Annotated in this window: 11 protein-coding genes; 5 read left to right on the top strand and 6 right to left on the bottom strand. The window is 67.1% G+C overall.

Features of this window, described 5'->3' with window-relative positions:
* Positions 1–95: 95 nt before the first annotated feature.
* Positions 96–1,154, bottom strand: coding sequence for an alpha/beta fold hydrolase (locus CAG41_RS20140; protein ID WP_085585618.1), 1,059 nt, complete (start codon positions 1,152–1,154; stop codon positions 96–98).
* A gap of 946 nt (positions 1,155–2,100) precedes the next feature.
* Positions 2,101–4,485, bottom strand: coding sequence for a DUF3772 domain-containing protein (locus CAG41_RS20125; RefSeq protein WP_085585620.1), 2,385 nt, complete (start codon positions 4,483–4,485; stop codon positions 2,101–2,103).
* A gap of 189 nt (positions 4,486–4,674) precedes the next feature.
* Here CAG41_RS20125 and CAG41_RS20120 point away from each other — a divergent pair, with 189 nt between their 5' ends.
* The 5 genes from CAG41_RS20120 (at position 4,675) to CAG41_RS20100 (ending at position 11,137) form a co-directional block, all read left to right on the top strand.
* Complete coding sequence (locus tag CAG41_RS20120; RefSeq protein WP_085707388.1) at positions 4,675–5,022, top strand: hypothetical protein; 348 nt, start codon at positions 4,675–4,677, stop codon at positions 5,020–5,022.
* Between the two features lie 100 nt (positions 5,023–5,122).
* Complete coding sequence (locus CAG41_RS20115; protein WP_085707387.1) at positions 5,123–6,379, top strand: TolC family protein; 1,257 nt, start codon at positions 5,123–5,125, stop codon at positions 6,377–6,379.
* Entirely contained in the window at positions 6,376–7,635 is a 1,260-nt protein-coding gene (locus CAG41_RS20110; RefSeq protein ID WP_085707386.1) for an efflux RND transporter periplasmic adaptor subunit, read from the top strand. Before CAG41_RS20115 ends, CAG41_RS20110 begins: the two co-directional genes overlap by 4 nt.
* Complete coding sequence (locus CAG41_RS20105; protein ID WP_085707385.1) at positions 7,632–10,790, top strand: efflux RND transporter permease subunit; 3,159 nt, start codon at positions 7,632–7,634, stop codon at positions 10,788–10,790. Before CAG41_RS20110 ends, CAG41_RS20105 begins: the two co-directional genes overlap by 4 nt.
* Positions 10,787–11,137: a copper-binding protein gene (locus CAG41_RS20100; protein ID WP_085707384.1), complete on the top strand. Its 351-nt coding sequence runs from the start codon at positions 10,787–10,789 to the stop codon at positions 11,135–11,137. The genes CAG41_RS20105 and CAG41_RS20100 overlap by 4 nt, the downstream gene beginning before the upstream one ends.
* Positions 11,138–11,195: 58 nt before the next feature.
* Here the strand turns inward: CAG41_RS20100 and arsH are convergent, their stop codons facing one another.
* The 4 genes from arsH to CAG41_RS20080 all read right to left on the bottom strand — a co-directional run bounded on the left by arsH (position 11,196) and on the right by CAG41_RS20080 (position 13,484).
* Positions 11,196–11,888, bottom strand: coding sequence for an arsenical resistance protein ArsH (gene arsH, locus CAG41_RS20095; RefSeq protein WP_085707383.1), 693 nt, complete (start codon positions 11,886–11,888; stop codon positions 11,196–11,198).
* A 12-nt stretch (positions 11,889–11,900) separates the two neighbouring features.
* A complete protein-coding gene (locus tag CAG41_RS20090; protein WP_085707382.1) occupies positions 11,901–12,371 on the bottom strand; it encodes an arsenate reductase ArsC in 471 nt (156 codons plus the stop codon).
* A gap of 9 nt (positions 12,372–12,380) precedes the next feature.
* Positions 12,381–12,728, bottom strand: coding sequence for a metalloregulator ArsR/SmtB family transcription factor (locus CAG41_RS20085; RefSeq protein ID WP_085585636.1), 348 nt, complete (start codon positions 12,726–12,728; stop codon positions 12,381–12,383).
* 135 nt (positions 12,729–12,863) lie between these two features.
* Positions 12,864–13,484: a LysE family translocator gene (locus tag CAG41_RS20080; RefSeq protein WP_085707381.1), complete on the bottom strand. Its 621-nt coding sequence runs from the start codon at positions 13,482–13,484 to the stop codon at positions 12,864–12,866.
* Between the last annotated feature and the right edge of the window lie 2 nt (positions 13,485–13,486).

Genomic DNA, 13,486 nt, shown 5'->3' with positions numbered 1-13,486 from the left:
AGGGCGGGGACTCATTGAATATAGAAGGGCGGGGGCAATCGGCAAGCGCAAAAAAACGGCCCGGAGGGGATTCCGGGCCGCTGGGGGGCGAGCGGTTAAAGGTGATCGGCGTCGATGATGGCCTGGGCGAACGCCTTCGGGTTCTCCTGGGGCAGGTTGTGGCCGATGCCGCCGTCGATCAGGCGGAACTGGTACTTGCCGGTGAAGCGTTTGGCGTAGTCCTCCGGAGCCGGGTGCGGCGCGCCGTTGGCGTCGCCCTCCAGGGTGATGGTCGGCACGCCGATGGACGGCGCGGTGGCGAGCTTCTGCTCCAGCGCCTCGTAGCGGCTCTCGCCCTGCACCAGGCCCAGGCGCCAGCGGTAGTTGAACACGGTGATGGCGACGTGGTCGGGGTTCTCCAGAGCCTTGGCGCTGCGGTCGAAGGTGGCGTCATCGAAGGCCCACTTCGGCGAGGCGGTCTGCCAGATCAGCTTGGCGAAGTCGTGGGTGTTCTTCGCGTAGCCGGCGGCGCCGCGGTCGGTGGCGAAGTAGAACTGATACCACCATTGCAGCTCGGCCTTGGGCGGCAGCGGGTTCTTGCCGGCGGCCTGATTGCCGATCAGGTAGCCGCTGACCGACACCAGGGCCTTCACACGCTCGGGCCACAGCGCCGAGACGATGTCCGCCGAACGCGCGCCCCAGTCGTAGCCGCCGAGCACGGCTTGCTTGATCTTCAGGGCGTCCATGAAGTCGATGACGTCGCTGGCCAGGGCGGCGGGCTGACCGTTGCGCGGGGTCTGCTCGGACAGGAAACGGGTGTCGCCGTAGCCGCGGGCATACGGCATCAGCACGCGGTAGCCCTTGGCCGCCAGCTGCGGTGCGACGTCGTCGTAGCTGTGGATGTCGTAGGGCCAGCCGTGCAGCAGGATCACCACCGGGCCGTCGGCCGGGCCGGTTTCGGCGTAGGCCACGTCCAGCAGACCGGCCTTGACGTGCTTGAGCGGGCCGAACGGCAGGTCGGCCTTCACGCTGGCGGCGGCAGGCTGGGGCGCTTGCGAAGTGGCGGCCTGGGCCACGCCGAACGCGCCGAACTGCATCAGCGCGGCGGCAAGCACCGACAGGCCCAGCAGACGGCGGCTGGTGGCGCAAGAGGTGGCGTGCAGGGCTGGCTTCATGGGAACTCTCCTTGGCATGGGATGGGCGAGGGGTTCCGGCTGAACCCTTCAGGCTTGGGATCCATTAAAGCCCAGGGACGTATCCGGGCTGTTTCCGGTTGCGATGCCAGATGCCGGGGGATGTATCCCGATGGCGTCTGTACACACTGAGATACAAACCTGCTGCAGTGGGAACCAGACCTGTGGTGTGCATGAATCTTGTGAACACCTGGGATACCTGTGGGAGCTGGCTTGCCAGCGATGGCGGTGGGTCAGGCAACAGGGGTGTCGGCAGTGGTGGCCTCATCGCTGGCAAGCCAGCTCCCACAGGTTTTGCGGGGTGCCTGGATCTTGTGGACACCGGCGATACCTGCGGGAGCCAGCCTGCTGGCGATGGCGGTGGGTCAGGCAACAGGGGTGTCGGCAGTGGTGGCCTCATCGCTGGCAAGCCAGCTCCCACAGGTTTTGCGGGGTGCCTGGATCTTGTGGACACCGGCGATACCTGCGGGAGCCAGCCTGCTGGCGATGGCGGTGGGTCAGGCAACAGGGGTGTCGGCAGTGGTGGCCTCATCGCTGGCAAGCCAGCTCCCACAGGTTTTGCGGGGTGCCTGGATCTTGTGGACACCGGCGATACCTGCGGGAGCCAGCCTGCTGGCGATGGCGGTGAGGCAGGCAACTTAAATGTTGGCAGTGCTGGCCTCATCGCTGGCAGGCAAGCTCCTACAGGTTTTGCGGGGTGCCTGGATCTTGCGGGCAACCGGGATACCTGTGGGAGCTGCGGTGCGACGACTCGACTTGCCAGCGATGGCGGTGGGTCAGGCAACTGAGATGTTGGCTGTGCTGGCCTCATCGCTGGCAAGCCAGCTCCCACAGGTTTCTGAGGTGTACAGGGATGCTGCGGGCAGCCGGGAATCCTTGTGGGAGCCAGCCTGCTGGCGATAGCGGTGGCTCAGGCAACAGCTGTGGCTCAAGCCGCAGGCGGTGGTTTCGCCAATTCGATACCCTCGGCGCCCAGGCGTTTGAGGATCTCGAACAGCAGGTCGCTCTTGGTGATGCCGACGATCCGGGGGCTGGCGACGTAGCCGGTGACGGTCAAGGTGATGCCGTCGGGCGAGAGTTTGCTGAAGCGCACGAACGGCGCCGGTTTTTCCAGGAGGGTCTCGTGTTCGCGGTAGGTGTCCAGCAGCAGGTTCTTCACCTGCTCCGGGTCGATGTCCAGCGGGAACATCAGCTCCAGGGTCGCCACGCCCTGGGCGCTGCCGCCGAGGGTGACGTTGCGCAGGTTCTGCGAGATCAGCTGCGAATTGGGCACGATCACGATCGATCGGTCGCTCAACTGGATCTCCGTGGCGCGCACGTTGATGCGGCGGATGTCGCCCTCCACGCCGCTGATGCTGATCAGGTCGCCGACCTTCACGGGCCGTTCGGTGAGCAGGATCAGGCCGGAGACGAAATTCTTGACGATCTCCTGCAAGCCAAAGCCGATACCCACCGACAGGGCGCTGACGATCCACGCCAGGTTCGTCCACTGCACCCCCAACGATGACAGCGTCAGCAGGATCACGAACGCATAGCCGATGTTGGAGAACAGCGTGCTGAGGGACGCGCACATGCCCGGGTCCATGTCGGTCTTGGGCAGGAACTCATTGTCCAGCCAGCGGCGCAGGGCGCGGATCAGGTAGATGCCGATCATCAGCGCCAGCACCGCGTTGAGCAGATGCCCCGGCACGATGTTGAGCTTGCGCAGGCCGGCGCCGCCGAGGATCGCCACGATGTTGCTGACCAGTTGCCCCAGCGTGGTGCCGATGCCGCCGACGAACAGGGTGATCACCGTCAGCAGCAACAGCGCGGCGCGGCCGAAGCCGGCCAGCAAAATCGACAACTGATCCAGGCGCCGGTCGCTCATGCCCAGCAGGTGCTTGAGCGCCTTGCCGCTGGCGTGGCGGGGTGAGAACAGGAATTCGCAGCCGTCCTTGAACAGCTGCATCAGCAGGTAGAAACCGGTCAGGACGATGTAGCTCCAGATCAGCTCGTAGATCACGAAGCGGGCCAGGGACACGTACCCGGTGAGCAGGGCGATCAGCGAGACCACCATCGACACGCTGGTGATGGCGTAGATCGCCCCGGCCAGGGTGCTGACCTCCGCCGACGCGCCGTTGGCCATCACCAGCGCCTTGCGCACGTTGCCGGTGCGCACCAGCATCGTCACGATGATCGCCAGCACGAACAGGGCCACCAGCCCGCGGATGCCCATCACCAGTTGGCTGCTCATGCCGGCGGCGGCGCACATCTGCGACAGCGTCACCAGCACCAGCAGCGTCCCGGCCAGCAGCCGCGCAAACGGCTTGAGCGCTTTCGCCACCGGGTCGGCGATGTCTGGCAGGCGCCACGACGGGTGCTCGGTGGACAGCAATGCCCGGCTCAGGCCGGTGATCATCACGCAGGCGTACACGGTCTTCTCGAACTCGGCGGAAAAGCTCGCCAGCATCGGCGTCAACGGCTCGTTGCGGGTGCAGGCGTAGTACAGCAATTGCAGGGCCACGCCGGTGGTGAGGATGGTGGCGATCGCCGAGGCACTGGCCAGCGCGCTGCGGCGCAGGCGGCCCTCCGGCATGCGGTGGATGCAGAACTGCGCCATCTGGCGGTCGGCGAAGCGCCGGCCCAGCGTCCAGATCAGCAAGGCCAGCAGCACCAGCACCGTGGTGTAGAAACGCTGGCCGGGCTTCCACACCTCGGCGCCGGTCGCCTTCACCTGAGCGATGAATTCGCCCAGGCGCTGACGGTCGTCCGCCGACGGTTCGAGCATCGGCCGCCAGAAATCCGGGTTGAGGATGCTCAGCGTGCCCAGGGTCAGTTCGCTTTCCAGCAGGTTGCGACGGATGCCGGCGATCTGGTTGATCAGGTCGGCGGCGCTTTCCTTGAGGGTGGCCAGGTTCTTCAGGGCGGTGTCGACCCTGGCCTTCTGCGCCGTGAGCGAGGCCCGCTGCGCCGCGATGTCGGCCTGTTCCGGGGCCACGCCTTCGGCCGGCGCGGCGCCGAGCACGCCCAGTTGCACCGTCAGTTGCGCCTGTTGCGGCAGCAGCGCGGCGGAGAGCCGGTCGATGTCCAGGATGTAATCCTGCACCCGGTCCTGGGGCGCTTCGAGCTGGTTGTAGTTGCTGGCCGAGGAAATCTCCTGCTTGAGGCCGTCGAGCCGTTGTTGCAAGGCCTGCAGGTCATCCGTCGACACCCCCGGCAGCGGCGCGGCGCCGGCATCGGCGGCTTGCGCCACATCCTCGGCCGACACGCCGACGGCCATCGGGCCGAACAGCACCAGGGCGACGAACAGCAATGACTTCAAGGCGTTGCGCATGGGAAGGCTCGATTCCGGTTGATCACACAGTCTATGAGGTTAGGTGATCGAACCCGGCGCCGATGAAAAGTTTCACCACGCCCGGGGCCTGTCCGTAATCCTGGCTTAATGCCTGTCCGGTGAGATCGCCGGCACGTGTCCACCCACCCGCGTTTGCACGCACCCGAAGGCGCCACTAGACTCCTGGCCATGAAACGCTACCTGCGGCTTTGTCTCATCTTCCTGATCAGCCTGGCGCTTCCCCTCAGCGGGATGGCGGGCGTTCCGGCGCCGACCGAGCCTTGCCCGCTGAAAACCATGGGCATGGCGATGATGGACGGCATGGGGATGGACTGCTGCCAGGACATGGGCAAGGACACCAAAGCCTCTCACGGCACGCCCTGCAAACCGGGCCAGGAATGCAAGACCGGCGGCCTGTTGCAGGTCGCCGTGTTCAAGCCGCCCGTCACCGTGTTCAGCCCCGTCACGCAATCCTTCTTCAGCGATTCCCTGCCGGCCTCGACCCCGTCCGGGGTGTGGCGACCGCCCCGCGCCTGATTCCTGCAATCCATTGAAACCCATTCCGCCCGACGCGGAATGAATGGGCTGTGCGCGCCGTTTGGCCCGCGCACAGCGGATGTGCACAGGAATCGACACCATGAAACTCAAGTGCTATGGCACCGGGTGGCCGCTCGCGGTCGGCCTGGTCGCCAGCGTGCTCGCCGGACCGAGCCTGGCCGGCAGCCTGACCCTCGACGAAGCGCTGCGCCTGGCCGAAACCGGCGCGCCGTCGTTGACCGCGCAGGACGCCAAGATCCAGGCCGCCGGCAGCGCGGCCATTCCGGCGGGCGAACTGCCGGACCCCAAACTGCTGCTGGGCGTGCAGAACTACCCCATCGGCGGGCCCGACCGTTGGAGCCTCGACCAGGACTTCATGACCATGCAGACGGTCGGCCTGCGCCAAGAGGTGCCCAACCGCGACAAACGCAACGCTCGCATCGAGGTCGCCGACGCGGCGGTGGAACGCGCCACCGCCGAGCGCCGGATCGAACGGCTCAAGGTGCGTCAGGCCACGGCGCTGGCCTGGATCGGCGCTTATTCGGTCGAACGCAAAGCCGCGCTGCTGGACGGCCTCAACCGGGAAAACCGCCTGCTGGCCGACACCGTCCGCGCCCGCATTGCCGGCGGCCGGGCGGAACCGGCGGACGCCGTGACGCCCAAGCAGGAAGCGGCGCAACTGGCCGAGCGCCAGGATGACTTGATCCGCGAGCGCGCCCAGGCCCAAGCGGCGCTCAAGCGCTGGATCGGCCCGGCCGCCAGCGACACGCCGGCCGGCAGCCTGCCGGACTGGCCGGTGGACGCCCAGACTTTCAAGCACCAACTGCAGCATCACCCGGAACTCGCCGCGTTCGCGCCCATGACCCGTGAAGCCGAGGCCAAGGTGCGGGAGGCCGTGTCGGAAAAACGCTCGGACTGGAGCTGGGAAGTGGATTACCAGCACCGTGGCCGCGAGTTCGGCGACATGGTCAGTGTGCAGCTGTCATGGGATTTGCCGCTGTTCCCCGAGACCCGGCAGAACCCGAAGATCGCCGCCCGCCAGGCCGAACTCAGCCAACTGGAGGCCGAGCGCGAGGCGTTGTCCCGCGAGCACACCGAGCAACTGGAAACCGACTTGGCCGAGTACCAGCGGCTGGACCGTGCGGTGGCGCGCAACCGCGACAGCCTGGTGCCGCTGGCGAAGGAGAAGGCCGAGCTGAGCCTGGCCAGCTACCGCGCCGGCAAGGGCGACCTCAACGCCGTGGTCAACGCCCGCCGTGAGCTGATCGAAACCCGCCTCAAGCAGATCGACGTGGAAGAACAGCGGGCCCTGACCGGCGCGCGCCTGCACTTTGCCTATGGAGACACACGCCCATGAACCTCAAACACTGGAACGGGGCACTGCTGGCCGGCCTGGCGCTGGCGATAGGCGCGGCCGGCGGCTACGGGATCGCCCGGCAAGGGCAGGGCGTCGAGCCCGCCGCCGCTTCGGCGCCAGGCGCGCCGGCGCCGGACGAGCGCAAGGCGCTGTACTGGTACGACCCGATGTTCCCTGCGCAGAAATTCGATAAGCCCGGCAAATCGCCGTTCATGGACATGCAACTGGTGCCCCGGTACGCCAGCGGCGCGGGGGAGAGCGCCGCTGTCAGCATCGACCCCGGCCTGACCCAGAACCTGGGCCTGCGCCTGGCGCCGGTCAGCCGTGGGACGTTCGCCTCAAGCCTCGACGTGACCGGCGTGTTGGCCTTCGACGAGCGCGATGTGGCGGTGGTGCAGGCGCGCACCGCCGGGTTTGTCGAGCGGGTCTACGCCCGGGCACCCGGCGACGTGCTGCCCGCCGGCGCCGCCCTGGCGGACCTCCTGGTGCCCGACTGGGCCGCTGCGCAGACCGAGTTCCTGGCCCTGCGCCGCAGCGGCGATACGGCGCTGCTGGCGGCGGCCCGGCAACGGCTGCAACTGACCGGCATGCCCGCCGGCCTGATCGCCCAAGTGGAACGCAGCGGCAAGGTGCAAGCCAACCTGACCGTCACCAGCCCGCTGGGCGGTGTGTTGCAGGAACTCAACCTGCGCACCGGCATGACCGTGGCCACCGGCGAGACCCTGGCCCGGATCAACGGGCTGGGCAACGTCTGGCTGGCGGTGGCCGTGCCGGAATCGGAAACCGGCTCGATCAGCGCCGGGCAAACCGTCGAAGCGCGGTTGCCGGCGTTTCCCGGCACGGTGCTGCGCGGCACGGTCAGCGCGATCCTGCCGCAGACCAACCCCGACAGCCGCACCCTGCGCGTGCGGGTCGAACTGCCCAACCCGGACGGCCGATTGCGGCCCGGCATGACGGCCCAGGTACGCCTGACCCGTACCACCGCGCAAAGCGTGCTGTGGGTGCCGAGCGAAGCGGTGATCCGCACCGGCCGGCGTGCGCTGGTGATGCTCGCCGAAGACGGCGGCCGCTACCATCCGGTGGAGGTGCGCCTGGGCCAGGAAAGCGACGGCAAGACCGCGATCCTCGGCGGCCTGGAGGACGGGCAGCAGGTGGTCGCTTCCGGCCAGTTCCTGCTCGACTCCGAAGCCAGCCTCAAGGGCATCGTCACCGCGCCGCTGGACACCGACGGGAACGCAGCGGGGAACCAGCCATGATCGCCGCGCTGATCCGCTGGTCCGTCGCCAACCGCTTCCTCGTCCTGTTGGCCACATTGTTCGTCACCGCGTGGGGCGTGTGGTCGGTGCAGAGCACGCCCATCGACGCGCTGCCGGACCTGTCCGACGTGCAGGTGATCATCCGCACGCCGTACCCCGGCCAGGCGCCGCAGATCGTCGAGAACCAGGTCACCTATCCGCTGTCCACGACGATGCTGTCGGTGCCCGGCGCGAAGACCGTGCGCGGCTATTCGTTCTTCGGCGACAGCTTCGTGTATGTGCTGTTCGAGGACGGCACCGACCTGTATTGGGCCCGCTCGCGGGTGCTGGAGTACCTGAGCCAGATCCAGGGCCGCCTGCCGGCCAACGCCAAACCGGCGCTGGGCCCGGACGCCACCGGGGTCGGCTGGATCTACCAGTACGCGCTGGTGGACCGCAGCGGCGGGCATGACTTGGCGCAGTTGCGCGCCCTGCAGGACTGGTTCCTCAAGTTCGAGCTCAAGACCCTGCCCAACGTCGCCGAAGTCGCCACGGTGGGCGGCATGGTCAAGCAGTATCAGGTGCAGCCCGATCCGGTCAGGCTGGCCAGCCTCGGCATCACCCTGGCCGAAGTGCGCGAGGCCATCGCCCAGGCCAACCAGGAAACCGGCGGCGCGGTGCTGGAAATGGCCGAGACCGAGTTCATCGTCCGTGCCTCCGGCTACCTCAAGACCCTCGACGACTTCCGGGCGATCCCGCTCAAGCTCGGTGCGGGCGGGGTGCCGGTGACCCTCGGCGACGTCGCCACGGTGCAGACCGGCCCGGAAACACGCCGGGGCATCACCGAGCTCGACGGTCAGGGCGAAACCGTCGGCGGCGTGGTGATCCTGCGCAGCGGCAAGAACGCCCGCGAGACCATCGCGGCGGTCAAGGCCAAGCTCGACGACATGAAAAGCAGCCTGCCGGCCGGCGTGGAGATCGTCACCACCTACGATCGCAGCAAGCTCATCGACCGCGCCGTGGACAACCTCAGCCACAAACTGCTGGAGGAGTTCATCGTGGTGGCGCTGGTGTGCGGGATCTTCCTGTGGCACCTGCGCTCGTCGCTGGTGGCGATCATCTCGCTGCCGGTGGGCGTGCTGATCGCGTTCATCGTCATGCGCCACCAGGGGCTCAACGCCAACATCATGTCGCTGGGCGGGATCGCCATCGCCATCGGCGCCATGGTCGACGCCGCCGTGGTGATGATCGAGAACGCGCACAAGAAGATCGAAGCCTGGCACGCGGCCAATCCGGGGCAAGACCTCAAAGGTGAGCGCCACTGGCAGGTGATGACCGAAGCGGCGGCGGAGGTGGGGCCGGCGCTGTTCTTCTGCCTGCTGATCATCACCTTGTCGTTCATCCCGGTGTTCACCCTGCAAGCGCAGGAAGGGCGGCTGTTCGGCCCGCTGGCGTTCACCAAGACCTACGCCATGGCCGCGGCGGCGGGGCTGTCGGTGACGCTGGTGCCGGTGCTGATGGGCTACTGGATCCGCGGCAAGATCCCCGACGAGCGCCGCAACCCGCTCAACCGCTGGCTGATCCGGCTCTACCAACCGGCGCTGGACGCCGTGCTGCGTCGGCCGAAGCTGACCTTGGCGGTGGCGCTGCTGGTGTTCGTCAGCGCGGCGTGGCCGATGTCGCGGCTGGGTGGTGAGTTCCTGCCGCCGCTGGATGAAGGTGATCTGTTGTACATGCCGTCGGCGCTGCCGGGGCTGTCGGCGCAGAAAGCCGCGCAACTGCTGCAGCAGACCGACCGCCTGATCAAGACCGTGCCCGAGGTCGAGCACGTGTTCGGCAAGGCCGGGCGCGCCGAATCGGCCACCGACCCGGCGCCGCTGGAGATGTTCGAGACCACCATCCAGTTCAAGCCCCACGCGCAATGGCGCCCCGGCATGACCCCGGAAAAACTGGTGGAAGAACTCGACCGCGTGGTGCGGGTGCCGGGCCTGACCAACATCTGGATTCCGCCGATCCGCAACCGTATCGACATGCTCGCCACCGGGATCAAGAGCCCCATCGGCGTGAAGGTCGCCGGCAACGACCTGACCCAGATCGACGCCGCGACCCAAGCCGTGGAGCGCGCCGCCAAAGGCGTGCCCGGCGTCAGCTCGGCCCTGGCCGAACGCCTGACCGGCGGGCGCTACATCGACGTGGACATCGACCGCAGCGCCGCCGCGCGCTACGGCCTGAACATCACCGACGTGCAAGCCATCGTGGCCGGCGCCGTCGGTGGCGAAAACGTCGGCGAAACCATCGAGGGCCTGGCGCGTTTCCCGATCAACGTGCGCTACCCGCGCGAATGGCGCGATACCCCCACGGCCCTGGAGCAACTGCCGGTGTACACGCCGTCCGGCAGCCAGGTCACCTTGGGGATGCTGGCGAAGGTCAAGGTCAGCGACGGCCCGCCGATGCTCAAGAGCGAAAACGCCCGGCCGTCCGGCTGGGTGTATATCGACGTGCGCGGCCGCGACATCGCCTCGGTGGTCGGCGACCTGCGCCGGGCGGTCGGCGAGCAGGTCAAGCTGCAGCCTGGCATGAGCCTGAGCTACTCGGGCCAGTTCGAGTTTCTGGAACGGGCCAACGCCCGCCTGAAACTGGTGGTGCCGGCCACGCTGCTGATCATCTTCGTGCTGCTGTACCTGACCTTCGCCCGCTTCGACGAAGCCCTGCTGATCATGGCCACGCTGCCCTTCGCGCTGACGGGCGGGGCGTGGTTCCTGTACCTGCTGGGCTACAACCTGTCGGTCGCCACCGGGGTCGGCTTCATCGCGCTGGCCGGGGTGTCCGCCGAGTTCGGTGTGATCATGCTGCTGTACCTGAAAAACGCCTGGGCCGAACGCCAGGACCAAGGCGAAAACGGCGAAGCCGATCTTGTCGCCGCCATCCGCGAAGGCGCCGTGCAACGCGTACGCCCCAAGGCCATGACCGTGGCCGTGATCATCGCCGGCCTGCTGCCGATCCTACTGGGCAGCGGCACCGGCAGCGAAGTCATGAGCCGCATCGCCGCGCCCATGGTCGGCGGCATGGTCACCGCGCCGCTGCTGTCCCTGTTCGTCATCCCGGCGGCGTATCGCCTGATGCGCCGTCGCCGCTTGCCCGTTGCACCCACTCAACCTGAAGGAGTCACCCCATGAAACTCATCCCCATCACCGTCGCCGGCACCCTGGTCGCCTTCGCGTTCGCCGCCGGGGCAGACGACATGCCCGGCATGAAAATGGACGGCATGCCCACCCCGCAAACGGCCCCCGCCACCCAGCAAACCCCGGCGGCCGAGGCCCAAGGCACGATCAAGGCCCTCGACCCCGACAAACACACCGTGACCATCGCCCACGGCGAAGTGCCCACCCTGCAATGGCCGCCGATGACCATGGGCTTTGCCGCCACCCCGGCGCAGTTGGCCGGTTTGGCGGTGGGGGATCGAGTGAGGTTTTCGTTTCGGATGGAGGGGAGTAAGGCGGTGATCGTTTCGATCAAGCAGTAAGGTGCAGGCGTAAAAAAACCGGCGCGAGGGTTCGCGCCGGTTTTTGTTTGTGCGGTGTTCAGATCGACCGCTGATTCACCCGCTCCGTCAGCGCCTGCGCCGACTCCTTGCGCTCCGAATAACGGTCCACAAGGTCCGGCCGCTCGCGCAGCAGCAGCGTGAACTTCACCAGTTCCTCCATGACGTCCACCACGCGGTCGTACAGCGCGGAGGGCTTCATGCGGTTGTGTTCATCGAACTCCAAGAACGCCTTGGGCACCGACGACTGGTTGGGGATGGTGAACATCCGCATCCAGCGGCCCAGCACGCGCAACTGGTTGACCACGTTGAACGACTGCGAACCGCCGCACACCTGCATCACCGCCAGGGTCTTGCCCTGGGTCGGGCGGATCGCGCCGAGGGCCAGCGGCACCCAGTCGATCTGCGCCTTGAACACCGCCGACATTGCGCCATGGCGTTCCGGCGAACACCAGACCTGGCCTTCCGACCACTGCATCAGCGTCAGCAGCTCCTGCACCTTGGGATGGTCGCTCGGCGCGTCGTCCGGCAACGGCAGGCCCGACGGATTGAAGATCCGCGTCTCGGCCCCGAAATGCTCCAGCAGCCGCGCGGCTTCCTCCACCAGCAAACGGCTGAACGAGCGCGGGCGGTTGGAGCCGTAAAGCAACAGGATGCGCGGCTTGTGCGCGGTCGCTTCCCGGTCGCCGGTTTGAATCAATGAAGGGTCGAGGTTAGGCAGCTGGGCAGTCATAAAAGGCTCCGGTTACAGGGTGCCGATGCGGTCGAGCTCACGCTTGAGCGCGTCCCGGTCCAGTTGGGCAAAGGGCAGGGCGAAGAAGGCCCGGCAGCGGGCATCGATGCGGGCGAGGGTGGCGTGGAAGGCTGCGCGCACAGCGGCCTCGTCGCCCACCACGTCCGACGGATCCTCCAGCCCCCAATGGGCTTTCAGCGCCGGGCCGAAGTACACCGGGCAGGCTTCTCCGGCGGCCTTGTCACACACGGTGATGACGATGTCCGGCGGGTTCGCCGCAAAGGCGTCGTTGCCTTTGCTGCTCAGCCCCTCGACGGCAATGCCGGCCTCGCGCAGCGTGGTCAGGCTGCGCGGCAGCACCTGGCCCTTGGGGAAACTGCCGGCGCTGACCGCCTCGAAACCCGCAGGCGCCAGGTGATTGAACAGCGCCTCGGACAGAATGCTGCGGCAACTGTTGGCGGTGCACATGAACAGAACTCGCATGGTGAATCCTCAGCAGCAGGCGGTTGAATTGAGCGGGCGATCCCCCATGGCCGCGAGCCGCGCCGTGTTGTCCGCAAGCCACGCCGCATTGGCCGCCAGCGTAAGGTCCAGCATCTCGCGCACCCAGGCCGGCAACTGCGGATTGAGCCGGTAATACACCCACTGGCCCTGACGCCGGTCGAGCAACAGCCCGCAGGTGCGCAGCTGCGCCAGGTGCCGGGAAATCTTCGGTTGGCTGTCGTCCAGCGCACACACCAGCTCGCACACGCACAACTCGCCTTCGCGGGCGATCAACAGCGTTGCGCGGGCACGGGTCTCGTCGGCCAGGCATTTGAAAACGGAGGCGGGGTTGAGCATGGGGGAGGGCTCGGGGATATGTGAGGTTGCGAATATACGGATATCCATATATGTAGGGCAAGAGCTGTTTTGAAACGAACGCGGGTTATCGGACGAGATAACCCGCTTGTAGAGAGGGACGAGGTTGCATCGGCCTCAACGCTTGCTGAACGCCAACCGCGCCGCAAACAGCACAAAGATCATCCCGGTGGTGCGGTCCATCCAGCGGATCACGCTTTCACGGCGCAGAAACCCCGACAACGGCTGCGTCGCGCCGATCAGCACCATCGACCACGCCAGCCCCAGCACCACATGAATGCTCACCAGCCCGAACGTCCACGCCACCAGCGGCTGCCCCTGGGGAATGAACTGCGGCAGAAACGACACATAGAAAATCCCGACCTTGGGGTTGAGCACATTGCCCAGCATGCCCTTGAGGAACCAGTTGCCCCCAGCCTTGCCGCTGGCCTCGGCGGGCGCCAGCGAACGGCGCGGGCGCAGCAGCATGTTCACCCCGAGCCACGCCAGGTACGCCGCGCCGCAATACTTCAGCAGGTTGTAGCCCAACTCCGACACCGCAATCAGCGCCCCCAACCCGAACGCCACCGCCGCGCCCCACACCAGGCACCCGGCATTGATCCCCAACGCCGCCCGAAACGCCTGCCGCTTGCCCTCCACCGTGGCGGTGCGCAACACCAACGCCGTGTCGAGCCCGGGCGTGAGGGTCAACAGCGTGGCGGCAAACGTGAAGGCAAGAAGGTTGTCGGCGATGGACATGA

The organism is Pseudomonas sp. B35(2017), assembly GCF_002113645.1.
Classification (GTDB): Bacteria; Pseudomonadota; Gammaproteobacteria; order Pseudomonadales; family Pseudomonadaceae; genus Aquipseudomonas; species Aquipseudomonas ekonensis.
The sequence above is the reverse complement of the archived record's forward strand: the minus strand, read 5'-3'. Positions and strand labels throughout refer to the sequence as shown.